Genomic DNA, 24,918 nt, shown 5'->3' with positions numbered 1-24,918 from the left:
CCAGCGCCAAACGACGTCATATCATCCGTGAATATGCGCTGTGACTCCAGCGATTCTGCGTCGATCTTCGTGACAAACCGAAGATCGATCACTGAAAACACCGCTTTACGTAGCGCTTTCCACTAACAGCGCATCCACGCGCTGGAAACCCCGGGGCAGCTTATTGCCACGACGCCCACGCTCACCTTTGTAGTGCTCGAGGTCGTCCGGTTTCAGAGACAGGGTACGCTTGCCCGCCTGAAGCACCAAGGTGGCGCCGTCGGGAATCACCGCCAGATCGGTCACGTATTCTTCACGGCTGGCCACACGCTCGCCCGGAATACCGATGATCTTGTTGCCCTTGCCTTTGCCCAGTTGCGGCAAGTCGCTGATTTTGAACACCAACAAGCGGCCTTCGGTGGTCACGGCGGCCAGCCAGTTTTGCTCGCGATCCGGGACCGGGCGCGGCAGGATGACTTTCGCGCCCGCTGGCAGGCTCAGCAATGCCTTGCCCGCCTTGTTCTTGGCTTGCAGGTCTTCACCCTTCACCACGAAGCCATAACCGGCGTCAGAGGCGATGACGTAAAGCGCTTCATCGTCCGGCAGCAGCACACATTCGAACGTCGCAGCAGGCGGTGGCGTCAGACGACCGGTCAGCGGGTCGCCCTGCCCACGAGCCGACGGAAGGCTATGTGCGGCGAGCGAATAACTGCGTCCGGTGGAGTCGATGAACACCGCAAACTGATTCGAACGCCCCGCCGCCGCCGCCTTGAAGCCGTCTCCGGCTTTATAGGAAAGACCTGTGGCGTCGATGTCATGGCCTTTGGCGCATCGTACCCAGCCCTTTTCCGACAGGACAACGGTGACTGGCTCGGTCGGCATCAGCTCGTTTTCAGACAGAGCCTTGGCTTCGGCGCGCTCGACAATCGGCGAACGACGCTCGTCGCCGTAGGTTTCGGCATCCTTGATCAGCTCGCTGCGCACCAGTTTGCGCAGTTTTGCGTCGCTGCCCAGCAGGGCCAGCAGTTTGGCTTGCTCTTTCAGCAGTTCGTCCTGCTCGCCGCGCAGCTTCATCTCTTCCAGACGCGCCAATTGACGCAGACGGGTGTCGAGGATGTAGTCCGCCTGGATTTCCGACAGCTCGAAACGGGCGATCAGGTCGGCCTTCGGGTGATCCGAGGTCCGGATGATGTGAATCACTTCGTCCAGGTTGAGGTAAGCGGTGAGCAAACCTTCCAACAGGTGCAGGCGCTTCTCGACCTTGTCCAGACGGAATTGCAAGCGGCGGCGCACGGTGGTGATCCGGAACTGCAACCATTCGGCCAGCAACGCTTTTAGGTTCTTGAGCTGCGGCTTGCCGTCCAGACCGATGATATTGATGTTCACCCGATAGCTGGATTCCAGCTCGGTGGTGGCGAACAGATGCTGCATCAGCTCATCAGCGTCCACGCGGTTGGAGCGCGGAATGATCACGATGCGGCAGGGGTTTTCATGGTCCGACTCGTCGCGCAGGTCGGCGACCATCGGCAATTTCTTGGCCTGCATCTGTGCGGCGATCTGCTCCAGCACCTTGGCACCGGAGACCTGATGAGGCAGCGCAGTGACCACGACGTCGCCATCTTCCACGCGATAGACCGCGCGCATGCGTACCGAACCACGACCGCTTTCGTAGATTTTCAGCAGGTCGGCGCGTGGGGTGATGATCTCGGCTTCGGTCGGGTAATCCGGGCCTTGCACGAATTTACACAGGTCTTCAGTCGTAGCCTTGGGGTCGTCGAGTAAGTGCACACAGGCATTGGCGACTTCCCGCAGATTATGTGGCGGCACATCGGTGGCCATGCCTACGGCAATACCGGTGGTGCCGTTGAGCAGGATGTTCGGCAGGCGCGCAGGCAGTACGGCGGGCTCATCCAGCGTACCGTCGAAGTTCGGCACCCAGTCCGCCGTGCCCTGGCCCAGCTCGCTAAGCAGCACTTCGGAATAACGCGACAGGCGCGCTTCGGTGTAACGCATGGCGGCGAACGACTTGGGATCGTCCGGCGCACCCCAGTTACCCTGGCCGTCCACCAGCGTGTAGCGATAGCTGAAGGGCTGCGCCATCAGCACCATCGCTTCATAGCAGGCCGAGTCGCCGTGGGGGTGGAACTTACCGAGCACGTCACCGACGGTACGCGCCGATTTTTTGTGCTTGGCGTCTGCATCCAGGCCCAACTCGCTCATCGCGTAGACGATGCGGCGTTGTACAGGCTTCAGACCGTCGCCAATGTGCGGCAAGGCCCGGTCCATGATCACGTACATGGAGTAGTTGAGATAGGCCTGTTCGGTGAAGTCAGCCAGTGAGCGGCGTTCTACGCCATCTAGGCTGAGGTCAAGGGAGTCGCTCATGCGGGCCTCATCATTTTGTCGTCTGGCGCAGCAGCAAGGTGCCGCCGCGCTGGGTGAATTCGAGTTGTTTGACGGCGCTCATGCCCAGCAGCACCTGATCACCGTCCAGACCGGGCACCACCAGGGCGCGCACATTGTCCAGAACGATGTCGCCGATCTGTAGCCGTTTCAGCGTCGTGCGGAAGGCTTCGGTCCGGCCATTGGCCGTACTGACGTCCACGCGAGCGCCGCGCTCAAGTCGCAGTGTCTGTGCGACGCTTTCGGGAATCGCAACGTTGGTCGCGCCCGTATCGAGCATGAATTCGACGGGACGTGCATTGATCTGCCCCGTCATGACGAAGTGCCCCTGGCGATTGCTCACCAGTTGCACCTCGACATAGCCATCACCGTGTTGCGAAGTGACAGCGGTATTCGGATTTTCCTGACGCTGCTCCCATTCGCCGAAAAAACGCGTCGCCAAAAACAGCGCCGCAGCCCAGACGATGATCAACATCAGACGCCCGGCGCGCTTGCCGGGAGGTGCCTGCGTCAAGGCTTGCCACTCCAGCCACCTTCGGGCGCGGCAAAGCGCCAGACGATGGGCCGTTTTTCGCCATCGGCGCGAGCGCCGAAGTTGTTGTCGGTGCCCACCCACGCGCCGGTGTCATCGACGATCAGCGCTTCGGTCAGACCGTATTTCTGGTCATACAGCCGATTGGGCTGCAAGGCCTCTTTGGCGAACGACCAGCAGGTCTCCAGTTTCCCGGTTTCCAGCGTACGACGGCAGATGCGGTAAGCCGCACGCTCAAGGCTGTAGAGTTTGCCCTTGTACAGCGAGATGTCGGAAAAATCCTTGGCAACGGATCTGCCCCCCAGTTGCGGCGGCAATACGTCGTTACCGGACTCGACCCGCAATATGCAGCTCGCACCGCAGGCCCAACCGTCCTTGCCCAGCGTCGCGGTCAGCAACCCACGCTTCTCGCGCTCGGCCGCCAGCCAGATCTGGTCACCCGCCGGGCTGATGGCGATGCCTTCGAAAATGGCATTGAAATGCTGCAACATCCCCGCCGCCTGGGCTTCCTGCACCAGCTTTTTCGGCAGTTCGAGCCAAGTGGGTTTACCGTTCACCGGAACTTTCAGCACCGTGGCATAGCCTTCGCTGACCAGATAGCGATTGCCTGCCGCGTCACAGCTCACACCCTCGTAATCCAGATCGCCGCCACGAATCAAAGCCGCTGCCTTGGCCATGCCACGCAGCGTCGAGGACAGCCCGCTGTCCGGAATCGGCGGAATCTCCAACACCTGCGCCCGCGCTTTCCAAACTGTGGATGACGTGTCGAGGCTGTACAGCAACGTATCGTCGCGGTCGGAGATCGTCCACAGCGTGCCGTTGCAGGACGCCAGACCCGAGAGGTTACCGCCGACCATGTCGTCGACGGGATGCTCGGACAGCAGCTTCAACTCCGGCAGCGGCTTCTGCTCAACCGGCTGCGCGGCAAGGACGGGCATGGCGGCCAGCAACAGGGCCGCCAGCCACCCTCGCGTCAAACCAGCACCTCGGCCAGGTTGCCTTTGGATTCCAGCCAGTTCTTGCGGTCGCTTGCGCGTTTTTTCGCCAACAGCATGTCCATGATCTCCGAGGTCTCTTCGAAGTTGTCCAGCGTCAGTTGCACCAGACGGCGAGTGTTCGGGTCCATGGTGGTTTCACGAAGCTGCGGCGGATTCATCTCGCCCAAGCCTTTGAATCGCGTCACTTGCGGTTTGCCGCGTTTCTTCTCGGCGACCAGACGGTCGAGAATCCCGTCGCGCTCGGCTTCATCGAGGGCGTAATAAATGTCCTTGCCCAAGTCGATGCGGTACAGCGGCGGCATCGCCACGTAGACGTGACCGGCATCGACCAGCGGGCGGAAGTGCTGAACGAACAGCGCGCACAGTAGCGTGGCGATGTGCAGGCCGTCAGAGTCGGCATCGGCGAGGATGCAAATCTTGCCGTAGCGCAATTGGCTCATGTCCGCCGCGCCCGGATCGACGCCGATGGCGACGGCGATGTTGTGCACTTCCTGGCTGGCAAGCACTTCGCCGCCGTCCACTTCCCACGTGTTCAGGATCTTGCCGCGCAACGGCAGGATGGCCTGAAATTCCTTGTCTCGTGCTTGCTTGGCCGAACCGCCCGCAGAATCACCCTCGACCAGAAACAGCTCGGCGCGCATCGGGTCCTGGCCCGCACAATCGGCCAGTTTGCCCGGCAATGCCGGACCTTGAGTGATGCGCTTGCGCTCGACCTTCTTGCTCGCTTTCAGACGACGGCCTGCGTTGCTGATGGCCAGTTCAGCCAGTTGCATGCCCACTTCGGGGTGCGCGTTGAGCCACAGGCTGAACGCATCCTTGACCACGCCAGACACGAATGCCGCTGCTTCGCGGGACGACAGGCGCTCCTTGGTCTGGCCGGAGAATTGCGGCTCCTGCATCTTCATCGACAGCACGAACGCGATGCGCTCCCAGACGTCTTCCGGGGCCAGTTTCACACCGCGTGGCAGCAAGTTGCGGAACTCGCAGAACTCGCGCATGGCATCGAGCAAGCCCTGGCGCAGACCGTTGACGTGGGTGCCGCCCTGCGCAGTCGGGATCAGGTTGACGTAGCTTTCCTGAACACTGTCGCCGCCTTCCGGCAACCACAAAAGCGCCCAGTCCACAGCTTCCTTGTTACCGGCGAAGGCGCCGCAGAACGGCTCTTCCGGCAGGCGCAGGAAATCGCTGACAGAATCCTGCAAATACGAACGCAGGCCATCTTCGTAATGCCACTCGACCTTCTCGCCCGTGCTCTTGTCTTCAAAACTGACGGTCAGGCCCGGGCAGAGAACGGCCTTGGCCTTGAGTACATGTTTGAGGCGGCTGACAGAGAATTTGGGGCTGTCGAAATACTTCGGATCCGGCGCGAAGAACACGCTGGTGCCGGTGTTGCGCTTGCCCACGGTGCCGATGACCGACAGTTCGCTGGCCTTGAAGCCGTCAGCGAAGGTCATTTCGTATTCGTTGCCATCACGCTTGACCCGCACCCGCACTTGGGTGGAGAGCGCGTTGACCACGGAAATCCCCACGCCGTGCAGGCCGCCGGAGAACTGGTAGTTCTTGTTGGAGAATTTGCCGCCCGCGTGGAGCTTGGTCAGGATCAGCTCAACGCCCGACACGCCCTCTTCAGGGTGGATGTCAACCGGCATGCCGCGACCGTCGTCGGCGACCTCCAGCGAGTTGTCAGCGTGTAGGATGACCTGCACCGACTTGGCGTGACCGGCAAGGGCCTCGTCGACGCTGTTGTCGATGACTTCCTGCGCCAAGTGGTTCGGCCGAGTGGTGTCGGTGTACATGCCCGGCCGTTTGCGGACAGGGTCGAGGCCCGAGAGGACTTCGATGGCGTCTGCGTTATAAGAGCTAGCGCTGGGATTGGCCATGGGGTCTCGTCATCAAGTCGTTCATGAAATGTCGGAGTGCTGCTTATCTTTTCAAGCGTGGTCTACAAATATGTTTCAACTGGCGCCTCTGTCCGCACGCTTGGCTTACAGCGCTGCCAGATCGATGGCCTGCAACAATTCCGGGGCAAAGCCTGCAATGCTCAACAGGGCCGGCATTTTCTGCGCGAAGCCCTGGAAGCTGTGATCGCCGCCCGCTTCGATGCGCAAGGCGCAAGCCCGGTAAAAACCCTGAGCGCGTCGATAATCCAGCGTCTCGTCACCGGTTTGCAACCACACCTGAATGCGCTGCGGGTCCTGCGGTGCAGGCACTTCCAGCTCAGCCAGCGCGTCCACGTGGTCGTGGGTCAGTTCCCACGTCTCGCCGGTGTAGAGGTTGGTCTGGGTGCCGAGAAAGCCGTCGAACAACTGATGCGGGTTCACCGCCGGGTTGATCAGCACGGCCTTGAGGCCATGGCGTTCAGCCAAGTGAGTCGCATAGTAGCCGCCGAGCGAGCTGCCGACCAGTAATGGCCGCCCGCCCAGTTCTTCGATTGCCGCTTCCAGTTGCGCAATGGCCTGACGCGGGTGGTGATGCAACTCTGGAACCCGCAGTCGCTCGCCGAGACCCAACTTTTTCATTAACGCAGTCAGTTGAGTGGCCTTTTTCGACATCGCCGAGCTGTTCAGGCCATGGATATAAAGAAGCGTCGAATGGTCTTGGTTCATGCGTTTGCCTCAAAAAACCGCCAGTCGCTATGCCTCTCAGGGCAGCGAGATTCAAAACCACGCAGTTTACAGAGACAACGGCGTGAAGACTCACGTGATGAGCATTTGCGACGAACTCAGGACATTCCTTTCAGTATCCGGCGCCACTCAGATCGACTTCGAACAAATCCGGTGCGATGCGAGATACCCCGGTTTCGATCTGGCCATCGTCATGCAGGCGCAACCAGCGATAGCCCGGCGCCAGAGAGTCGAGGCCGAAATCCACGCTGTTGGGCGCGAACTGAATGCAGGTGGAGGGCGAGGCCATCAAGCGCACACCATGGCGTGGCTGATCGAACTCCTGATGCACGTGCCCCCAGAGCAACGCACGGGTCTGCGGGAAACGTTCAAGCACCGAAAACAGCGCCTCTGGATTGCGCAGCCCAATCGGCTCCATCCACGCTGCCCCAATCGGCACCGGGTGGTGATGGAGGCACACCAGGTGATGGCGATCCGGCGCCTCGCTCAGCGCCTGCGCGAGCACTTGCAGTTGTTTGTCTTCCAGATAGCCGGGGACCGAGCCTGACACTGACGAATCCAGCATGGTGATTCGCCAATTGCCGACGTCGGTGACAGGGTCAAGCAGATCGCTTTGCTGAGCTGCAATCGCCATCTCCCGCGTCTCGTCGTGGTTGCCCGGCAGCCAGCGTTTCGGCGCCTTGAGCCGGTCGCTCGACTCGCGAAAGGCCTGATAAGACTCAACGGTGCCGTCCTGCGAAAGGTCCCCGGTCGCCAGCACCAGGTCAATGTCCGGTTGCTCAGCCAGCACCAGATCGACCACGGCGTTGAGGCTGTCACGGGTAGTCATGCCCAGCAACGAGCCGTCCGCCTCGGCGAACAGATGACTGTCGGACAGTTGCACGACCAACACAGAGGACGGATGTGAGGATGCGCTCAGCAATGGCCATCTCCTTGAGCAGATATGGCCGGATTATGGTGTCTGATTGTGACGACGGCAAACCCGCAGACGCGTGGCAGTTCTCATTTGCACAATAGAACCATCGAAGAAGACCAATCCCTGTAGGAGTGAGCTTGCTCGCGATAGCTGTCCACCTGTCGCAATGAGAGTGACTGATAGCCCGCTATCGCGAGCAAGCTCACTCCTACAGGGGATCAGGACGGTTTGAAATCAACGAACCGCTTCGAACTCATGCCCGCATGCCAGGCAATGGCTCAGCCACTCGCCAAGGAACAGGTTCAACTGCGCCTTTTCATCCGGCTGGTGCATGGCTTCGTTGGGATACGGGTAGATGCCACGGAAACGTCGCGCATGTTCGGCGCCGATGACTTCGGCCATGCGGGCGTCGTGGTAGACCTGCACTTCCAGCACCGGCACCGGCAGCCAAGGCAGGCTGTGTTCCTGACGCACTTGCAGCGTGGTGGTGTACGGGCAGTCGAGCAGCACTTCGACGGCCAGCACGCCGAGCATTTGATCGCCTTGGGTGACAGCCACTCGGCGAGAACGTTGCCCACTGCCCTGACGCATGTCCGGCAGCAGACGCATCAAGCGCGCGTAGTTCGCCTCACAGGCTGCTTGCAGCCCGGCGAGGTCGACACGGTAGCGCTCGCGCAGAAGATTCACGACCAAAGCCCCCTGATTTCGGCACGGTTCAGTGCCAGCCATTGTATTGCGATGATAGTTGCCGCGTTGACGATGCGTCCGTCTTTCACTGCCTGAAAGGCCTCGTCGAACGACCAGACCGACACACGGATATCTTCGGCCTCCTCTTCCAGCCCGTGCAGCCCACCCGCCCCCTCGCTTTCGCATTTGCCCAGGTACAAGTGCACGAACTCGTTACTGCCACCGGGCGACGGAAAGTATTTGGTGATGGGCCAGAGCGATTCGAAGACAAGCCCAGCTTCCTCTTCTCCTTCGCGGTGAGCAACCTCTTCCGGCTGTTCTTTTTTATCGATGAGCCCTGCGACCATCTCGATCAGCCACGGGTTGGGATGCTTGCCGACCACACCAACGCGAAACTGCTCGATCAGCACCACTTCATCGCGCTTGGCGTCATAGGGCAGTACACACACGGCATCGTGACGCACGAACAGTTCGCGCTTGATTTCCGGCCCCATCCCGCCATCGAACAGTTCATGCCGCAGGTGCAGGCGATCCAGTTGGTAGAAACCCTTGAAGCAGGTTTCACGGTGGGTGATCTCATGCTTCGTGGGTGTCGATTTAGCGCTGTCGGTCATGGGTTTTCTCACTGCTAAGCACGGAAGACTTCGCGCCATCCTAACGTGGAGTTGCACGGGATGCAGCCCTCATCGTTGGCAAATCCGGCACTGAGGGTAGACGACCGGACGGGAAAGGCCCTCTAATCCGCCCAGTGGCGAACTGATTGCGCCCCATGCAGTCAAAGCCCGTTGCCGTTACCCCTCCGGGGTGGCCTTTTATGGCCCTAATCTGCCAACGCCAAGGATCACCATGTCGTTTCTGAAGATCTCTTCAATTGCCTGTCTGGCCCTGATTCTGGGTGCCTGTCAGAGTTATTTCGAACCCAACATGCGCAAGCCGCTGACCGTTCAGCGCGACGCTTCCGAATTGGTCAAACCTGGCTGCACGGCCACCGATTGCCCGTTGGTGAACATCGACACCGTGCATTTCCCAGACGAGCCAAAACTCGATGAAATCGTTCAGCGCACATTGCTGGGCCTGACCCGCAGCGATTCCGATGGCCCAGTGCCGCCGTCGATCAAAGCCTATCAGGAGCGGTTCCTTGCCAATGCCCCTGCGCGCAATGCCAGCTATTTGCAGGCCAAGGTACGGGAGCAGCATGACGGCATCGTGGTGGTCGAGCTGTCGAGCTATCTGGACACCGGTGGCGCCCATGGCAATCCAGGCCGTGCGTTCATCAATTATTCCCGTCAGCAACAGCGCGTCCTGACCCTCAACGACATGCTGGTGCCGGGCCAGGAAGCGGCGTTCTGGGCGAAAGCAGAACTGGCACATCAGGCGTGGCAAGTCAGCACCAAGCTGGACAAGGACGCCGAGTTCCAGAAGATGTGGCCATTCAAACGCACTTCCAACGTCGCCCTGACGTACGGTGCCGTGATCCTGAAGTACCCGGTCACCACCATCGCCCCGTACGCCATGGGCCACATCGAGCTGAAGATTCCTTACCCTCAGCTCAACGGCATCATCAAGCCGGAACTGTTCCCCGGCCGGAGCTGATCGCCTTACTCAAGATCAGTTGCAGCACGCCAGCCACGATCAGGGCTGGCAGTGTTGCACCCACATCCGGGTACAGATTGGCCAGCGTGTGGTAAGTCGCGATGCCGCCCGCCCACGCCAGCAGCGTCATCCAGCGCAAGCCCACCGTCGCGGCGACATGACTGCGACGACGCAGGATGAAGTGATCCACCAGCACCACGCCGAACAGCGGCGCGAACACCGAGCCGATCAGCAACAGGAAATTCTGGTATTGCGCCAAGGGTGCAAAGCAGGCAATCAGCGTGCAGATGACGCCGATGGCCAGCGCCAGATGCTCGACCTTGACCTTCAACAGAATCCCGCTTGAGACCGCGGCCGAATGAATGTCGGCGAAGGCGTTTTCGGACTCGTCGAGCAAGATCAGCAGCAGTGGAATGCCCATCCCCGCCCCGGCCAGCGCCAACAACAGCGCATTGGCTTCACCGCTCGGCGCAAACGCCAGTGTGTAGGCAACGCCCAAGGTCATCAGCCAGAAGTTACCGATGAAGAAGCCCAGCACCGTGCCACCGAACACACCGGTTGCGCGTTTGCCGAAGCGCGAGTAGTCGGCAATCAGTGGCAGCCATGACAGCGGCATGGCAATCGCGATGTCAAAACCCACCGCGAACGGCATCGAGCCATCTCCGGCGCGAGCCCAGAGTGCCGCCAGATCAGCCTTGGCGAACAGGTTCCAGGTCAGCCAGGCGCACGCCGCCAACAGCAACCAGATGCCCCATTTGCGCAGGATCTGCCGAACGAAGGTCAGGGGGCCGCTGACGGCCAGGAGGGTTGCCAGCCCCCCGAACAACAGCGTCCACAGCAGGGGACTTGTCCACAGGCTGTTTTCGGAGAATGCACCGGCCGCGAGCAGGCTGGCTGCATCACGCATGACGATGATTTCAAACGAGCCCCAGCCCACCAGTTGCAACAGGTTGAGAACCGCCGGAACTGCCGCACCCTGGGCGCCGAGGCTGAGCTTGAGTGCAGCCATGGACGACAGGCCGGTGTCGCTGCCGATCACACCGACGGCAGCGAGCAGCAGAACGCCAACCAAGGTGCCAAGGAAGATCGCCAGCATCGACCCTGACAAGCCCAGCCCCGGCGCCAGCAAGGCCCCGGTTTGCAGGACCATCAGGCCGATGCCAAGAGAAAACCACAGGGAAAACAGATCGCGCCCGCCGAAGACCCGCTTGGAAGCGGGGACGGGGATGCCGGGGGAATAGGTGCCGGGTGTGTTCACAGTGTGTGATCTCAGAGGAGCATTGTTATTGGGTTTGGTGATCGTTCCCACGCTCTGCGTGGGAACGATCAATCAAGATCGGTCAGACCTTTTTGTAGAGCTGGCTGCCTTCCTGCTTGAACCGCTCAGCCTGCTCGCGCATGCCTTCAGCGACCGAAATATCCACCGCGTCGATCTTCTGGTTGGCCGCGTATTCACGGACTTCCTGGGTGATCTTCATCGAGCAGAATTTCGGGCCGCACATGGAGCAGAAGTGCGCGACCTTGGCCGAGTCCTTCGGCAGGGTTTCGTCGTGGAACGAGCGCGCGGTGTCCGGGTCCAGACCGAGGTTGAACTGGTCTTCCCAGCGGAATTCGAAACGCGCCTTGCTCAAGGCGTTGTCGCGGATCTGCGCACCCGGATGGCCTTTGGCGAGGTCGGCGGCGTGGGCAGCGATCTTGTAAGTAATGATCCCGGTCTTCACGTCGTCTTTGTTGGGCAGGCCCAAGTGCTCTTTCGGCGTGACGTAGCAGAGCATCGCGCAACCGAACCAGCCAATCATCGCAGCGCCGATGCCCGAGGTGATGTGGTCGTAACCTGGCGCGATGTCAGTGGTCAGCGGGCCGAGAGTATAGAACGGCGCCTCGTCGCAGCATTCAAGCTGCTTGTCCATGTTCTCTTTGATCAACTGCATCGGCACGTGGCCGGGCCCTTCGATCATGCACTGCACGTCGTGCTTCCAGGCGATCTTGGTCAACTCGCCCAGAGTTTCCAGCTCACCGAATTGCGCTTCGTCGTTGGCGTCGGCAATCGAGCCCGGACGCAGGCCGTCGCCCAGCGAGAAACTGACGTCGTAGGCCTTCATGATTTCGCAGATTTCGTCGAAGTGGGTGTAGAGGAAGTTTTCCTTGTGGTGCGCCAGGCACCACTTGGCCATGATCGAACCGCCACGGGAAACGATCCCGGTCACACGTTTGGCCGTCAGCGGCACGTAACGCAGCAACACGCCCGCGTGGATGGTGAAGTAGTCGACGCCCTGTTCGGCCTGTTCGATCAGCGTGTCGCGGAACAGCTCCCAGGTCAGGTCTTCGGCGACGCCGTTCACTTTTTCCAGCGCCTGATAGATCGGCACGGTGCCAATCGGAACCGGCGAGTTGCGGATGATCCACTCGCGGGTTTCGTGAATGTGCTTGCCGGTGGACAGGTCCATCACGGTGTCCGAACCCCAGCGAATGCCCCACGTCAGTTTCGCCACTTCTTCTTCGATGGACGAACCCAACGCGCTGTTACCGATGTTGCCGTTGATCTTCACCAGGAAGTTACGGCCAATGATCATCGGTTCCAGTTCGACGTGGTTGATGTTGGCCGGAATGATCGCGCGGCCACGGGCGATTTCTTCGCGCACGAACTCGGGGGTGATTTCTTTCGGAATGCTCGCGCCGAAGCTGTGACCGTCGTGTTGCTGCTTCAACAGGCCAGCGGCGCGGGCCTCTTGCAGCTTCATGTTTTCGCGGATGGCGACATATTCCATCTCGGCAGTGATGATGCCTTTGCGCGCGTAATGCATCTGGCTGACGTTGGCCCCGGCCTTGGCGCGACGTGGGTTGCGCACGTGGGCAAAGCGCAGTTTGGTCAGCTCGGCATCGGCCAGGCGCTGTTGGCCGAAGTCCGAACTCAAGCCATCGAGACGCTCGGTGTCGCCACGGTCATCGATCCACGCCGAGCGCACATCGCCCAGGCCTTTGCGCACATCGATAATGACGTTGGGGTCGGTGTAGGGACCGGACGTGTCGTAGACACAGACCGGCGCATTGATTTCGCCACCGAAGTCAGTCGGCGTGACATCCAGGCTGATTTCACGCATGGGCACGCGGATGTCCGGGCGCGAGCCCTGAACGTAGATTTTCTGCGAGCGGGTGAACGGTTGAACCGACCCCGAATCGACCTGGGCGGACTCACTCAGATTGGTGCTTTTTAGTGTTGTACTCATCACTGGCTCTCCAGACATCATCCTGCAACGGATTGAATTGTCGGAGCTTGAGCCTGATTCGAACGGACGGAGGCACCCTGAGAAATCAAACGGATGCTGAGAATCGAAAAACGAGGACTGTTCACAAAATGAACAAACACGACCCCGGACGACACTCAAGAGGACTCGCCGGGAGACGAGAAATCTTGTTCCCTACGCAGGCGCTAACCTGATCAGGTTCAACGGGATCCGGATTATCCGATCTCAGCCTCACAGCAAGGCACCCCGACAAGAACGGCATCAGTCTAGACGCGACCACCTGCTAACGCCAAGCGCGGATTTCAAACGCTCGTTAAATGGCAGGTATGCCCGATTGTTGTCGACAACGTGCGGAACTACACTCGCTACGCGGCGCCAAATGCCGTCTGCTGTCGTTTTGACGGCATCGCGTTAACGAAAACAACTACCAGGGACTGTTTATGCTGCGCAAACTTTCATTGGCGATTGCCGTGTCATGTGCCTCGAACGCAATGGCTGGCGCAGCGGACTTGCCTCTGCCGACCAAGACCGGACTGGTCAGCGTCTATCAGGAAGCCGTCAACAACAACGCCGACCTCGCTGCGGCCCGCGCCAATTACGATGCGCAAAAGGAAGTCGTGCCCCAGGCCCGCGCAGGCCTTCTGCCCAACCTTTCTGGTGGCGCAGACATCAACAACACCCGGACCAAGATCGATGAGCCGTCCGCGGTGATCAATCGCAGCGGCACGGCTTATCGCGCCACGCTAAGCCAGCCGATCTTCCGCGCCGACCGCTGGTTCCAGCTCAAAGCCGCAAAAGACGTCAACGAGCAGGCCTTGCTGCAACTGTCGGCCACGGAACAGAACCTGATCCTGCAAAGCGCCGAAGACTATTTCTCGGTGCTGCGTGCACAGGATAATCTGGCCTCGACCAAGGCCGAAGAAGCGGCCTTCAAACGCCAACTGGATCAGGCCAACGAGCGTTTCGACGTGGGCCTTTCCGACAAGACCGACGTGCTGCAAGCCCAAGCCAGTTACGACACTGCCCGTGCTGCGCGCATTGTGGCCAAGCGTCAGGTAGACGATGCGTTCCAGGCGCTGGTGACCCTGACCAACCGCGAGTACAACTCCATCGAAGGCATCGTCCACACCCTGCCCGTGCTGGCGCCCTCGCCTAACGATGCGAAATCGTGGGTGGACACGGCCTCGCAACAGAACCTCAATCTGCTGGCCAGCAATTACGCCGTCAGCGCTGCCGAAGAAACCCTGCGCCAGCGCAAGGCCGGTCATGCACCGACCGTGGACGCCGTTGCGCAGTACGAGAAAGGCGACAACGATTCGCTGGGCTTCACTAACCCTAACTACACTGGGCAGAACTTTCATGGCAGCGTCGAGCAACGCACCATCGGTCTGCAAGTGAACATCCCGATCTACAGCGGCGGCCTCACCAGCTCGCAAGTGCGCGAAGCCTATGCCCGCCTCGGGCAGACTGAACAACAACGCGAGGGCCTGCGTCGTCAGGTGGTGGAAAACACCCGCAACCTGCACCGTGCAGTGAACACCGATGTTGAACAGGTTCAGGCACGCAAGCAGTCGATCATCTCCAACCAGAGCGCGCTGGAAGCCACGGAAATCGGCTATCAGGTCGGTACACGCAACATCGTCGACGTGCTGGATGCGCAGCGCCAGCTGTATGCGTCGGTACGCGATTACAACAACACCCGCTACGACTACATCCTCGACAACCTGCGTTTGAAGCAGGCGGCGGGAACGTTGAGCCCGGGGGATCTGCAGGATTTGTCGCGGTATCTGAAGTCCGACTACAACCCGGACAAGGACTTCCTGCCACCGGATCTGGCGAAAGAGGCGGCGAAGAATTTCGAGAGGCCGTCGGAGCGGTAGCGCTTATTGGAACTGTGGGAGATTCTATGTTGCCTGGTCTAGCGCTTTCGCCACCAAGGCGGCTCCCACAGAGTCGGCGACAGCCGTTAGACCAAACGCCCAATCCCATCCAGCAGCTTCTGCAAAGCCCCCTGATTGGCCTTCATCACCGCCACCCCTGCATCGGCCATCGCTTTGGCCTGCTCAGGCTGCTCGATCAATCGCTGCACCACCACTGCCAACCCCGCCGCATCACTCACCTCCTCCAACGCCCCGGCACTGCGCAACAACGCAGCAATTTCGAGGAAGTTGAACAGGTGCGGGCCGCTCAACACAGGCTTATCCAGCGCAGCAGGTTCGAGCAAATTGTGGCCACCATTGGGCACCAGACTTCCGCCAACGAAGGCGATGTCCGCCAAGGCGTAGAGAAACAGCAGCTCGCCCATGGTGTCGCCAACCAGGACCGACGTCGCGCTCGTCACCGGCTCTGCGCTTGAGCGGCGCACACTGGCAAAGCCCTGCTGCTGGCTGAGTTCAAACACGCTGTTGAAGCGCTCAGGATGGCGTGGCACCAAAATGAGCAGCGCATCAGGATGTTGTTTCAGCAACTCGCGATGGGCTGACAAGACCACCTCGTCTTCACCCGCATGGGTGCTGGCGGCGATCCATACGGGGCGCTCGCTGGTCTGCCAGTCCGCGCGTTGCTGTGCGGCGCGGGTAAGCAGTTGTGCGTCGATGGTCAGGTCGAACTTGATCGAACCGGTGACCGTCACGCATTCAGGGCGAGCGCCCAAGTCCAGAAAACGTTGGGCCTCAGCCTCGGTCTGCACTGCAATCAGGCTCATCTCGGCCAGCATCGGCCGGGTGAGTTTGGCGAACTTGCCGTAGCCCCGCGCCGAACGCTCTGACAGTCGTGCGTTAGCCAAGACTGTGGGAATGCCGCGTTTCGCACAGTGGTGAATGTGATTGGGCCACAGCTCGGTCTCCATGATCACACCGATTTTCGGCTGAATGTGATCGAGAAAACGCCCCGCCGCCCACGGGAAATCGTACGGCAGGTAGCAATGCTGAACCCGAGGCTCGTGAGCGAACATCGATTGAATGCGCTCGGAACCGGTGGGCGTCATGCAGGTGATGGTGATCGGCAGTTCCGGGTAACGCGCCAACAACGACCGAACCATCGGCGCCGCTGCGATGCTCTCGCCAACAGACACCGCGTGCACCCAAATGCCGCCCTTATGCATGGGCGGCAACTCGCGGGCAAAGCGCTCGCTGATACGTTTGGCGTAGGCCGGGGCCTTGCGGGCACGGAGCCAGAGGCGCAGCGCAATCAGGGGCAAACCGAGGTGAAACAGGAAGGTGTAGAGGGTTCTATTCATGGGCGCGGAGTCTATCAGCCAATGGCCTTCAGGTGATGGGTGAAACATTCGGCCAGCCAACGGGCCGCTGGCCCCAGTGGCTCATCGCGACGCCAGACCATTTCCACCACCAGCGCAGGTGGCGTCCACTCGCTGCTCAGTTCGATCATCTGATTTTGATAGGCCGGGTACTGCACCACATGGCGCGGCAGCCAGGCCCAGCCCAGCCCGCGCATCAGCAACTCGGCCATGACGTAGAAGCTGTCCGCGCGCCAGACCTGCGGGCTTAACTGCTCGCCGCCCGGGTAGTCGCTTTGTTGCGGCGCGATCAGTAATTGGCGATGCCGGGCCAGTTGTTGCCGAGTGACCACCGGCTCGCTCGCCAGCGGATGATTGACGGCGCACACGGTGACCATCTCCACGCTGCCCAGCACCCGCCGCTCCAGCGCTTCGGGCATTTGTTCGTGGTGAAACAACAGGCCGAGGTCAGCGCGGCGCTCCACCAGCTTGCGGGCCACGTCGCCTTGCGCGCCGCTGGCCAGTTGCACCTCGACGCTGGGAAAGCGCTGATCCAGCTTGTCCAGGCTGTCGAGCACCGGTTGATACGGCATCGCTTCATCATGGGCCAGTCGCAAGCGGGCTTCCTGACCGCGCATCAACGCCAGCGCACGGCCATCGAGCCGCTCGCATTGGCGCAACAACTCTCGCGCCTCTTCCAACAACGCAGCGCCCGCTTCGGTCAAACGGGGCTGCCGCCCGCTGCTGCGATCGAACAGGCTCACACCCAGATCGGTTTCCAGCATCGCAATCGCACTACTGACCGCCGATTGCGCGCGCTTCGACGCCCGCGCCACCGCAGAAAACGAGCGTTGTTCAGCGACGCTGACGAACAGCCGGATCTGTTCAAGGCTCCATTCCATGATCGTGCAACCTATCAGCCCGTGAGATAGGTAATGACTTTACCCCATCTGCATAGGCTCTAAAATCCACCACCAATGAAGCGTGAATTTGCAAAGAGGGTTTCCATCATGTCCGCCTACTACCTGCTCGCCATCGCCATCTGCGCGGAAGTCATCGGCACCGTTTCCATGAAAGCCGTCAAAGGCCTGAGCACGCCTCTACCCCTGCTGCTGGTGATCGTCGGTTACGCCACGGCGTTCTGGATGCTGACGCTGGTGGTGCGCACGATCCCTGTCGGGGTGGCGTATGCCGTCTGGGCGGGAATGGGCATCGTGATGGTCAGCGTTGCCGCGCTGATCATTTACGGCCAGAAGCTTGATCTGCCTGCCATCGGCGGCATGGCGATGATTGTCGCGGGGGTCGTGGTGATCCAGTTGTTCTCGAAAACAGCCGGCCATTAAAGGAGGTCATTGAAAAGCGGCTTCCCTTATAATGCCGCGATTCGTTTTGCCATCCGAGGTTCGCATGTCATCTGCCATATCCACTGACGTCCTGATTGTCGGCGGGGGTGTTGCCGGTCTTTGGCTCAACGCCCGCCTGCGTCGGCAGGGCTTTTCGACTGTCGTGGTGGAGAATGCCAGCCTCGGTGGCGGGCAGACCGTCAAGTCTCAGGGGATCATTCATGGCGGCGCCAAGTACGCGCTGCACGGCGCGCTGTCCGGCGCTTCGGAAGCCATCGCTGACATGCCCCGTCGCTGGCGTGAGGCGCTGTCGGGCAAGGGTGAGTTGAACCTGTCGGGCGTGCGTCTGCTGTCCGAAGCTCACTACTTGTGGTCGCCGGGCACGATTGCGGGCAACCTCACCAGCTTCTTCGCCAGCAAGGCGGTGCGCGGACGTGTCGATCAGGTCAAAGGCACTGACCTGCCCCCCGCCCTGCAAGACCCGCGCTTCAAGGGCAAGGTCTATCGCCTGGCTGAGTTGGTGATCGACGTTCCAAGCCTGATCGAGAAACTGGCCGAGCTGGCCGGTGACAGCCTGTTGGCCGGCGAGAAGATCGAGCCGCTGCTGCACGAAGATGAACTGGTCGGTCTGCGAGTCGACGGTCGCGACATTCACGCCCAGCGCGTGGTGTTGAGCGCAGGTGGTGGCACCGCCGAATTGCTTAAAGCACTGAACGTCAGCCACCCGGCGATGCAGCGTCGTCCGCTGCACATGGTCATGGTCAAAGGCCCGACACTCAAACCACTCTACGCTCACTGCCTGGGCGGCGGGCCGAAGCCGCGTATCACGGTCACCACTCATCCGGCTGCCGACGGCCAGTGGGTCTGGTACTTGGGCGGTGACATTTCCGAAGCCGAAGGCGTTGCCCGCGAGCCGGCCGAGCAAATCGCGGCGGCGAAAAAGGAACTGACTCAGTTGCTGCCGTGGGTTGATCTCAGCCATGCACAATTCGCCACAATGCGTGTGGACCGCGCCGAACCTCAACAAACCGGCCTCGTGCGCCCGGACAACGCCTTTCTCGATGTGCAGGGCCGCCTGATGGTGGGCTGGCCGACCAAACTCGCGCTGGCCCCGGATTTTGCTGATCGCGTGTTGGCGTCGCTGTCCCGCGATGCCATCCACCCGATTCCGCAGCCAACGTACCCCGACCTGCCCAAGCCGCCGCTGGCCAAACCAGTATGGGACGTGCTGCTGCCATGAAGACGCTTCACGATCTGCATCGCCCGCTGGGCAATCTCGGCATTGATGTGTCGCCGATTGGTCTGGGCACCGTCAAGCTGGGCCGGGACCAAGGTGTGAAATACCCCAACGGCTTTACCATTCCCGGCGATGACGAAACGCGCATGTTGCTCAAGCTGGCCCGCGATCTGGGCATCAACCTGATCGACACCGCGCCAGCCTATGGTCGCAGCGAAGAGCGCCTCGGGCCGCTGCTGCGGGGCCAGCGTCATGAGTGGGTCATCGTCAGTAAGGTCGGTGAAGAGTTCGAATCCGGTCAGTCGAACCATGATTTCAGTGCAGCACACACGCGGATGTCGGTGGAGCGCAGCCTGAAACGTCTGGAAACGGATTTCATCGATCTGGTGCTGGTGCATTCTGACGGCAACGACCTGCATGTTCTTAACGACTGTGAGGTCTATCAGACCCTCGCCGACCTCAAACGCGAAGGCAAGATTCGCGGCATCGGCTTCTCGGGCAAAACCGTTGAAGGCGGTCTGTTGGCACTGCAAAACGGCGACTGCGCGATGGTCACCTACAACCTCAACGAACAGGCTGAAAAACCGGTGCTCGACTACGCGGCGATGCACAACAAAGGCATCTTGATCAAGAAGGCCCTGGCCAGCGGCCACGTTTGCCTGAGCCCCGGCGTAGACCCCGTGCAGGCCAGTTTCGAGTTACTGTTCGAGCATCCTGGCGTTACCGGTGCTATCGTCGGAACGATCAATCCGTTGCACCTGTCCCACAACGTGGCCACTGCCGCTGCCGTGCTCAACCGCCAGCGCTGATTACGGGCGGCCGACCCCAACGCAAGAAGGAGCCGATATGCCGCGAACCCTGATCCGGAAAAACCCCAGCAACTTCAAAACCCTGCCGCTGTTCGTCGAAGCCACTCCCGAAGGCCTGAGTTATCAGAGCGTCGGGATGCCGCTCAATTTTTCCCAGACCCTGCAACGTCGTCGCAAGATCGAAGTGGAGAACAGCGAACGTTTTTCCACCGAGCTGGCGAACCTGGGGGTCTCGGTTCGCCTAACCTTGACCTGGCAGAACCGGGATTACTGGGTACTGGTGCGACAGCGTCGGCAGGACCGTGGCGATGTGGTGCTGAAACTGATTTCCGGCTATGTCCCGGCCCATGAACTGAATCTGCCGCTGCTGACTGCGATTCAGGAAGTGGCTGAAGAATGCCTGATCGAAACCCCTCAAGGCTGGCTCATTGGCCGCTTCAACGACACCTGGCTGCCAGCGCCTTACGCGGCGGCGTTGCACTATCGCGAGGCGATGCCCTTTCGCCTCAGTCCGCTTTCAGGGGCCGCACGGCCCGTACGCTGCGGCAGCTTGAACCTGCTCGAACGCCCCCGCGCCTATGTCCATCTGCCGACGGCTTCGTTGCAGTTGATCTATGACATGCGTCTGGAAGTGCCAAAAGAGGCGCGCCCGCTGAGCCTGTTTCATGTCGACGAAGCGCTGGAAAATGATGAGTTGGTCGCAAGACTCAATCGCAGCAAACCTGACCTGTATTTGATGCCGCTGGAAAACGGCAAGCCGCTGCCCGAGCTTTACACCCTGAAGAACGACAAGCTATCCCCAGCGGGAACACGCGGGCTGTACCTGGCCGAGAGTTTTGCGGCGCAGGAGGGATGGGTGGTACGAGACGAGCGAATTCGCTGGAAGGACTGGCTGGTGCAGCAGGGGCTGGTGCCGCCAAAAGCGAAGAAGACTGGGATCAAGCGCCGATTGAAGGTGGGCGCCAAGCAACTGCTGCGCATGGCGCGGCAGAAGTTGCATAAGACATAGCCAGCCCAAACGACGCATACCCCTGTGGGAGCCGGCTTGCTGGCTCCCACAAAGATTCAGCGGCGACTCACTGCCCGCGGATTTTCTCGACGATGGCCGTGGTCGAGCTGTTTTCCACCAGCCCCAGCACCCGGACTTCCCCGCCATACGCCTGAACGATCGGCGCACCGACGACTTGATCAACGGTGTAATCCCCACCTTTGACCAGCACATCCGGCTTGACGTGACTCAGCAGGTTTTCCGGCGTGCCCTCCGGGAAACTGATGACCCAGTCCACGGCACCCAAGCCCGCCAGTACGGCCATGCGGCGGTCGACGCTGTTGATCGGACGGCCCGGTCCTTTGAGGCGGCTGACTGAGGCATCGTCGTTGACGGCGACGATCAAACGATCACCCTGCGCGCTCGCCTGCTCCAGATAGGTCACATGGCCCGCGTGCAGGATGTCGAAACAACCGTTAGTGAACACGATTTTCTCGCCGTGTGCGCGAGCGTCTTCGATGGCCAGCAGCAGTTGGTCCAGGCCCAGCACTCCACGCTCGGATCCTTCGGCGCGCTGGATGGCACGACGCAGTTCCGGAGCACTGATGGCAGCCGTCCCCAGTTTGCCGACGACGATACCCGCCGCGAGGTTCGCCAGTGCTACGGCATGAGGCAATTCCTCGCCCGCAGCGATGGCGGCTGCCAGCGTGGAAATCACGGTGTCACCCGCACCAGTCACATCGAACACTTCACGAGCGCGAGCAGGCAGGTGCAAGGCTTGTTGGTCAGGGCGCAAAAGGGTCATGCCGTGCTCGCCACGGGTGACCAGCAATGCACCGAGTTCCAGTTCGGCCATGAGCTTGGCGCCCTTGGCGACCAACTCCGCCTCGTCAACGCAATGGCCGACAATGGCTTCGAATTCACTGAGGTTCGGGGTGATGATGCTGGCGCCGCGGTAGATCGCGAAGTCCTTGCCCTTCGGGTCGGCGAGTACCGGAATGCCACGATCACGCGCGGCCTTGATCAACACCTGATGGTTCCTCAGCGCGCCTTTGCCGTAGTCGGACAGCACCAGCACCTTGACGCCGTCAAGCAAGGCGTCAACCTCATTGCTCAGCGCAACGGCGTCGGTGGCGAAGGGTTCTTCGAAATCGATGCGCAGCAATTGCTGGTGGCGGCTCATGACCCGCAGTTTGACGATGGTCGGCTGATGGGCGATGCGCTGGAAGCGTGCGATCACGCCAGCGGCCTTGAGGCTGTTGCCCAGGCTTTCGGCCGCTTCGTCCTCACCGGTCACGCCAACCAGCGACGCCCTCGCACCCAGCGCGGCGATGTTGAGCGCAACGTTGGCGGCACCGCCCGGACGGTCTTCGATCTGGTCGACCTTGACCACCGGCACCGGGGCTTCAGGGGAAATACGCGAGGTCCCGCCATGCCAATAGCGGTCGAGCATGACGTCGCCCACCACGAGAACTGGTGCCTGATCGAAACGTGGCATGGACAACTTCATCGAACAACCCGCAACTAAGAATGAACAGGGGCCGAATCTTAGCACAGGGTTTGCGAAGGCTTGAAAGCAGAAGGAAAACTCGGTGTAACGGCTTGTGATGAATGACTTGTGGGGAATCCAGATCTTGATATCGACGCTAAAACTGTAGGAGCCGGCTTGCTGGCGAAGGCAGCGCGTCAGTCAAGATAACGTTGACTGATGCACCGCTTTCGCCAGCAAGCCGGCTCCCACAATTATTGACTAACCGAGTGTTAAATCGCCCCGACCGGCGCGGGCTCATCCAGCCCCATGGCGTGCAAGCGGGCGTAGTAGCCATTTTGCGCCAGCAGCTCGGAATGGGTGCCACGCTCGACGATCCGTCCCTGATCCATTACCAGAATCAGGTCGGCGCGCTCGATGGTGGACAGGCGGTGAGCGATCACCAGTGTCGTGCGGCCTTTCATCACGTGATCCAGCGCGGCCTGGATATGGCGCTCGGATTCGGTGTCCAGCGCTGACGTCGCTTCATCGAGGATCAACAGCGGCGCGTTTTTCAGCAGCGCTCGGGCAATCGCCAACCGCTGGCGCTGACCGCCAGAAAGCAACACACCATTCTCGCCGACCTGGGTGTCGAAACCTTCCGGCAACTGGTCAATGAACTCTTTGGCATAGGCATCGGCAGCGGCGGCTTCGATGTCAGCGCGCGGCGCGCCGGCCAGATCACCGTAGGCGATGTTGTTGGCCACAGAGTCGTTGAATAGCGTCACGTTCTGATTCACCTGAGCGACGTGCTTGCGCAGGTTACGCAGGCGATAGTTCTCGATCTCGACGCCATCGAGCAGAATCTGACCCGATGAATGGTGATAAAAGCGAGGAATCAGGTTGGCCAGTGTCGACTTGCCGCTGCCCGAACGCCCGACCAGCGCGATCATCTGCCCCGGTGCCGCAGTGAAGCTGATGTCCGTCAGCACCTTGCGTTCGGTATCCGGGTACGTGAAGTTCAGATTACGCACTTCCAGATGACCCTTGACCCGCTCCAGCTCAACAGTGCCGGTGTCGACTTCCGGCTCGACATCGAGCTGTTCGAAGATGCTTTCAGCTCCCGCAACGCCCTTCTGGATCGTCGAGCTGACTTCCGAAAGCTGGCGAATCGGCTTGGGCAGAAGACCCGCCGCAGTGATGTAAGCCACCAGATCGCCCGCCGTCGCATCACCGCGCAACCACAACACCAGGAACATCAGCACAGCCATGGCGGTGTAGATCACCAGTTGCAGCATTGGCGTATAGATCGAACCGGTCTTGGTCATGCGCAGCTGTTTATCGGTGTTGCTGGTGCTGGCTTTTTTGAAGCGCTCTTCTTCGTACTTCTCACCGCCAAAGCTGCGGACCACGCGGTAACCCTGAATGGTTTCCGATGCGACATGAGTCACGTCGCCCATCGCCACCTGGATTTTCTTGCTCTGCTTGCGGAATTTCTTGCTCGAGCTGCCCACCATTAACGCGATCAGCGGCAGAATCGCCAGCATCACGATGGTCAGTTTCCAGTTCATCCACACCAGGTAGAAGAACAGAAAGACCACCGTCAGCCCTTCACGAATGACCACTTTGATGGCGTCCGTCGCAGCCCCGGTAACCATGGTGACGTTAAAGGTGATGCGCGAAATCAGATGCCCGGAGTTATGGGTGTCGAAGTAGCGGTTGGGCAGGACCAGCAGTTTGTTGAACAACTCGACGCGCAGGTCGTGAACCAGTCCCAGTGAGACCTTGGCCAGAAAATAGTTGCCCAGATAAGAGCCCAACCCCTGCCAGGCAGCGATCAGCACGATCAGCAACGGCACCGCCTGCAACAGTTGCAGGTCCTTGAGGTACGGGGTGTTGGGAAACAGTGCCGCTTCCGGGTTGGTCAGGCCATCGACGAAATACTTGAGAATCCCCGCCAGCATCGGCTGGGTGGAGGCGAAGATAACGAAGCCGAGGATGCTGAGCAAAAAGATGCCCACGTAAGGCTTCACGTAAGTCAGCAGTCGGAAATAGATTTTCAGGCTGGAGGATTCGCGTTTCTCTGGCGTGCTCATGGTCATCGATACGATAAAAAGAGCCGGAATACTATCACACGGGTTGGGAGTTGGGCCTCAGCCGACCGGCTGAGGTATTATGGCCGCCACTTTCGAAGGAGCCCGCATGCGCGCACTGACCCAATCCGACTTCCAGGCCTTGCGCAAAGACGCTCAGGTGCTGGAGGCAGATGCCTTCGGGGACAAGGTACTTCGCCTGTCTGACGGCAACTTCATGAAGCTGTTTCGCCGCAAGCGCCTGATCTCATCGGCGGCGTTGTTCCCGTATGCCAGGCGCTTCGCCCGCAACGCTCTGGCGTTGAAGCGCCGAGGCATTGCCTGCCCGGAAATCCTGGAAACCTACCGGGTAGCCGATATTGCGCGCGATGTCGTTCACTACCAGCCTCTGCCGGGCCAGACCCTTCGCCAACTGATCAAAGAACCTGCACATTTCGATGACAAGCACCTGATTTACAGGTTCGGACACTTTGTCGCCCACCTCCATAACGAGGGCATCTATTTTCGTTCCCTGCACTTGGGCAATGTGGTCATGACACCGGACAACGAACTGGGCCTGATCGATATCGCGGACATGCGGGTTTACCGTCGCCCATTGCGCAAAACCGTACGCCTGCGCAATTTCAAACACATGTTGCGATACAAAGATGACGCTCGCTGGGTACTGGACCCAGCATTCAGCGAGGGCTATCTGAGCAACCAGCAGGTCTGCAACGACATGGAACTGCGCACAGTGCTGAACGGTCATTGAGTCGGTTGTACACTGCG

General features: G+C 60.4%; 21 protein-coding genes and 1 riboswitch. Of the genes, 7 read left to right on the top strand and 14 right to left on the bottom strand.

Annotated features, from left to right (window positions below; all coding sequences use genetic code 11):
- Positions 1-105 precede the first annotated feature (105 nt).
- From parC to ACI2KB_RS17455, 8 genes are all read right to left on the bottom strand, one after another.
- Positions 106-2,364: a DNA topoisomerase IV subunit A gene (gene parC / locus ACI2KB_RS17490; protein ID WP_404636436.1), complete on the bottom strand. Its 2,259-nt coding sequence runs from the start codon at positions 2,362-2,364 to the stop codon at positions 106-108.
- 10 nt (positions 2,365-2,374) lie between these two features.
- On the bottom strand, positions 2,375-2,857 hold the full coding sequence (locus tag ACI2KB_RS17485) for a TIGR02281 family clan AA aspartic protease (protein WP_404636560.1): 483 nt from the start codon (positions 2,855-2,857) through the stop codon (positions 2,375-2,377).
- A 35-nt stretch (positions 2,858-2,892) separates the two neighbouring features.
- Complete coding sequence (locus tag ACI2KB_RS17480; RefSeq protein WP_404636559.1) at positions 2,893-3,852, bottom strand: esterase-like activity of phytase family protein; 960 nt, start codon at positions 3,850-3,852, stop codon at positions 2,893-2,895.
- Positions 3,853-3,887: 35 nt separating this feature from the next.
- Positions 3,888-5,792 carry a DNA topoisomerase IV subunit B gene (gene parE / locus ACI2KB_RS17475; RefSeq protein ID WP_404636435.1) on the bottom strand — a complete coding sequence of 635 codons (1,905 nt, stop codon included), beginning with the start codon at positions 5,790-5,792 and terminating at the stop codon, positions 3,888-3,890.
- Positions 5,793-5,897: 105 nt separating this feature from the next.
- The gene (locus tag ACI2KB_RS17470; RefSeq protein ID WP_404636434.1) at positions 5,898-6,518 is read right to left on the bottom strand and encodes a YqiA/YcfP family alpha/beta fold hydrolase; all 621 of its coding nucleotides are present in this window, start codon (positions 6,516-6,518) and stop codon (positions 5,898-5,900) included.
- A 130-nt stretch (positions 6,519-6,648) separates the two neighbouring features.
- Positions 6,649-7,458 (bottom strand): 3',5'-cyclic-AMP phosphodiesterase, encoded by an 810-nt coding sequence (cpdA, locus tag ACI2KB_RS17465; protein ID WP_404636433.1) that lies wholly within the window; start codon positions 7,456-7,458, stop codon positions 6,649-6,651.
- 228 nt (positions 7,459-7,686) lie between these two features.
- A complete protein-coding gene (locus tag ACI2KB_RS17460) occupies positions 7,687-8,145 on the bottom strand; it encodes a DUF1249 domain-containing protein (protein WP_404636432.1) in 459 nt (152 codons plus the stop codon).
- Positions 8,136-8,753: an NUDIX domain-containing protein gene (locus ACI2KB_RS17455; RefSeq protein ID WP_404636431.1), complete on the bottom strand. Its 618-nt coding sequence runs from the start codon at positions 8,751-8,753 to the stop codon at positions 8,136-8,138. The genes ACI2KB_RS17460 and ACI2KB_RS17455 overlap by 10 nt, the downstream gene beginning before the upstream one ends.
- A 232-nt stretch (positions 8,754-8,985) precedes the next feature.
- Here ACI2KB_RS17455 and ACI2KB_RS17450 point away from each other — a divergent pair, with 232 nt between their 5' ends.
- Positions 8,986-9,732, top strand: a complete 747-nt coding sequence (locus ACI2KB_RS17450) for an RsiV family protein (RefSeq protein ID WP_404636430.1) — start codon at positions 8,986-8,988, stop codon at positions 9,730-9,732.
- Here the strand turns inward: ACI2KB_RS17450 and cytX are convergent.
- Positions 9,701-10,990: a putative hydroxymethylpyrimidine transporter CytX gene (gene cytX / locus ACI2KB_RS17445; protein WP_404636429.1), complete on the bottom strand. Its 1,290-nt coding sequence runs from the start codon at positions 10,988-10,990 to the stop codon at positions 9,701-9,703. The genes ACI2KB_RS17450 and cytX overlap by 32 nt on opposite strands.
- Before the next feature lie 82 nt (positions 10,991-11,072).
- Positions 11,073-12,959, bottom strand: coding sequence for a phosphomethylpyrimidine synthase ThiC (gene thiC / locus ACI2KB_RS17440; RefSeq protein WP_404636428.1), 1,887 nt, complete (start codon positions 12,957-12,959; stop codon positions 11,073-11,075).
- A gap of 172 nt (positions 12,960-13,131) precedes the next feature.
- A riboswitch (TPP riboswitch) is annotated at positions 13,132-13,236 on the bottom strand.
- 181 nt (positions 13,237-13,417) lie between these two features.
- Here thiC and ACI2KB_RS17435 point away from each other — a divergent pair.
- A complete protein-coding gene (locus ACI2KB_RS17435) occupies positions 13,418-14,857 on the top strand; it encodes a TolC family outer membrane protein (protein WP_404636427.1) in 1,440 nt (479 codons plus the stop codon).
- Between the two features lie 86 nt (positions 14,858-14,943).
- Here ACI2KB_RS17435 and waaA read toward each other — a convergent pair whose 3' ends face one another.
- Complete coding sequence (gene waaA, locus ACI2KB_RS17430; protein WP_404636426.1) at positions 14,944-16,215, bottom strand: lipid IV(A) 3-deoxy-D-manno-octulosonic acid transferase; 1,272 nt, start codon at positions 16,213-16,215, stop codon at positions 14,944-14,946.
- 14 nt (positions 16,216-16,229) lie between these two features.
- Positions 16,230-17,114, bottom strand: a complete 885-nt coding sequence (locus ACI2KB_RS17425; RefSeq protein WP_404636425.1) for a LysR family transcriptional regulator — start codon at positions 17,112-17,114, stop codon at positions 16,230-16,232.
- 108 nt (positions 17,115-17,222) lie between these two features.
- Here ACI2KB_RS17425 and ACI2KB_RS17420 point away from each other — a divergent pair, with 108 nt between their 5' ends.
- The 4 genes from ACI2KB_RS17420 to ACI2KB_RS17405 all read left to right on the top strand — a co-directional run bounded on the left by ACI2KB_RS17420 (position 17,223) and on the right by ACI2KB_RS17405 (position 20,610).
- Positions 17,223-17,555, top strand: a complete 333-nt coding sequence (locus tag ACI2KB_RS17420) for a DMT family transporter (protein ID WP_404636424.1) — start codon at positions 17,223-17,225, stop codon at positions 17,553-17,555.
- 64 nt (positions 17,556-17,619) lie between these two features.
- Positions 17,620-18,795 carry an NAD(P)/FAD-dependent oxidoreductase gene (locus tag ACI2KB_RS17415; protein WP_404636423.1) on the top strand — a complete coding sequence of 392 codons (1,176 nt, stop codon included), beginning with the start codon at positions 17,620-17,622 and terminating at the stop codon, positions 18,793-18,795.
- Entirely contained in the window at positions 18,792-19,601 is an 810-nt protein-coding gene (locus ACI2KB_RS17410) for an aldo/keto reductase (protein ID WP_404636422.1), read from the top strand. The genes ACI2KB_RS17415 and ACI2KB_RS17410 overlap by 4 nt, the downstream gene beginning before the upstream one ends.
- Positions 19,602-19,638: 37 nt before the next feature.
- On the top strand, positions 19,639-20,610 hold the full coding sequence (locus ACI2KB_RS17405; protein WP_404636421.1) for a metal ABC transporter ATPase: 972 nt from the start codon (positions 19,639-19,641) through the stop codon (positions 20,608-20,610).
- 67 nt (positions 20,611-20,677) lie between these two features.
- Here the strand turns inward: ACI2KB_RS17405 and hldE are convergent, their stop codons facing one another.
- Both hldE and msbA read right to left on the bottom strand, forming a co-directional pair.
- On the bottom strand, positions 20,678-22,099 hold the full coding sequence (gene hldE / locus ACI2KB_RS17400) for a bifunctional D-glycero-beta-D-manno-heptose-7-phosphate kinase/D-glycero-beta-D-manno-heptose 1-phosphate adenylyltransferase HldE (RefSeq protein ID WP_404636420.1): 1,422 nt from the start codon (positions 22,097-22,099) through the stop codon (positions 20,678-20,680).
- A gap of 251 nt (positions 22,100-22,350) precedes the next feature.
- Positions 22,351-24,153 carry a lipid A export permease/ATP-binding protein MsbA gene (msbA, locus tag ACI2KB_RS17395; RefSeq protein ID WP_404636419.1) on the bottom strand — a complete coding sequence of 601 codons (1,803 nt, stop codon included), beginning with the start codon at positions 24,151-24,153 and terminating at the stop codon, positions 22,351-22,353.
- Positions 24,154-24,259: 106 nt separating this feature from the next.
- On the opposite strand from msbA, the gene ACI2KB_RS17390 reads away from it, so the two are divergent.
- Complete coding sequence (locus ACI2KB_RS17390) at positions 24,260-24,901, top strand: toluene tolerance protein (protein ID WP_404636418.1); 642 nt, start codon at positions 24,260-24,262, stop codon at positions 24,899-24,901.
- Positions 24,902-24,918: the final 17 nt, after the last annotated feature.

It is taken from the genome of Pseudomonas sp. NPDC088444, from assembly GCF_044900175.1.
Classification (GTDB): Bacteria; Pseudomonadota; Gammaproteobacteria; order Pseudomonadales; family Pseudomonadaceae; genus Aquipseudomonas.
This window is presented reverse-complemented; position numbering and strand designations above follow the sequence as displayed.

What these genes read in the sequence shown, in the direction of transcription:
- parC (WP_404636436.1), bottom strand. Translation starts at nt 2,364, where the DNA reads ATGAGCGACTCCCTTGACCTCAGCCTAGATGGCGTAGAACGCCGCTCA.
- ACI2KB_RS17485 (WP_404636560.1), bottom strand. Translation starts at nt 2,857, where the DNA reads ATGTTGATCATCGTCTGGGCTGCGGCGCTGTTTTTGGCGACGCGTTTT.
- ACI2KB_RS17480 (WP_404636559.1), bottom strand. Translation starts at nt 3,852, where the DNA reads ATGCCCGTCCTTGCCGCGCAGCCGGTTGAGCAGAAGCCGCTGCCGGAG.
- parE (WP_404636435.1), bottom strand. Translation starts at nt 5,792, where the DNA reads ATGGCCAATCCCAGCGCTAGCTCTTATAACGCAGACGCCATCGAAGTC.
- ACI2KB_RS17470 (WP_404636434.1), bottom strand. Translation starts at nt 6,518, where the DNA reads ATGAACCAAGACCATTCGACGCTTCTTTATATCCATGGCCTGAACAGC.
- ACI2KB_RS17455 (WP_404636431.1), bottom strand. Translation starts at nt 8,753, where the DNA reads ATGACCGACAGCGCTAAATCGACACCCACGAAGCATGAGATCACCCAC.
- ACI2KB_RS17450 (WP_404636430.1), top strand. Translation starts at nt 8,986, where the DNA reads ATGTCGTTTCTGAAGATCTCTTCAATTGCCTGTCTGGCCCTGATTCTG.
- thiC (WP_404636428.1), bottom strand. Translation starts at nt 12,959, where the DNA reads ATGAGTACAACACTAAAAAGCACCAATCTGAGTGAGTCCGCCCAGGTC.
- ACI2KB_RS17435 (WP_404636427.1), top strand. Translation starts at nt 13,418, where the DNA reads ATGCTGCGCAAACTTTCATTGGCGATTGCCGTGTCATGTGCCTCGAAC.
- waaA (WP_404636426.1), bottom strand. Translation starts at nt 16,215, where the DNA reads ATGAATAGAACCCTCTACACCTTCCTGTTTCACCTCGGTTTGCCCCTG.
- ACI2KB_RS17425 (WP_404636425.1), bottom strand. Translation starts at nt 17,114, where the DNA reads ATGGAATGGAGCCTTGAACAGATCCGGCTGTTCGTCAGCGTCGCTGAA.
- ACI2KB_RS17420 (WP_404636424.1), top strand. Translation starts at nt 17,223, where the DNA reads ATGTCCGCCTACTACCTGCTCGCCATCGCCATCTGCGCGGAAGTCATC.
- ACI2KB_RS17415 (WP_404636423.1), top strand. Translation starts at nt 17,620, where the DNA reads ATGTCATCTGCCATATCCACTGACGTCCTGATTGTCGGCGGGGGTGTT.
- ACI2KB_RS17410 (WP_404636422.1), top strand. Translation starts at nt 18,792, where the DNA reads ATGAAGACGCTTCACGATCTGCATCGCCCGCTGGGCAATCTCGGCATT.
- ACI2KB_RS17405 (WP_404636421.1), top strand. Translation starts at nt 19,639, where the DNA reads ATGCCGCGAACCCTGATCCGGAAAAACCCCAGCAACTTCAAAACCCTG.
- hldE (WP_404636420.1), bottom strand. Translation starts at nt 22,099, where the DNA reads ATGAAGTTGTCCATGCCACGTTTCGATCAGGCACCAGTTCTCGTGGTG.
- msbA (WP_404636419.1), bottom strand. Translation starts at nt 24,153, where the DNA reads ATGAGCACGCCAGAGAAACGCGAATCCTCCAGCCTGAAAATCTATTTC.
- ACI2KB_RS17390 (WP_404636418.1), top strand. Translation starts at nt 24,260, where the DNA reads ATGCGCGCACTGACCCAATCCGACTTCCAGGCCTTGCGCAAAGACGCT.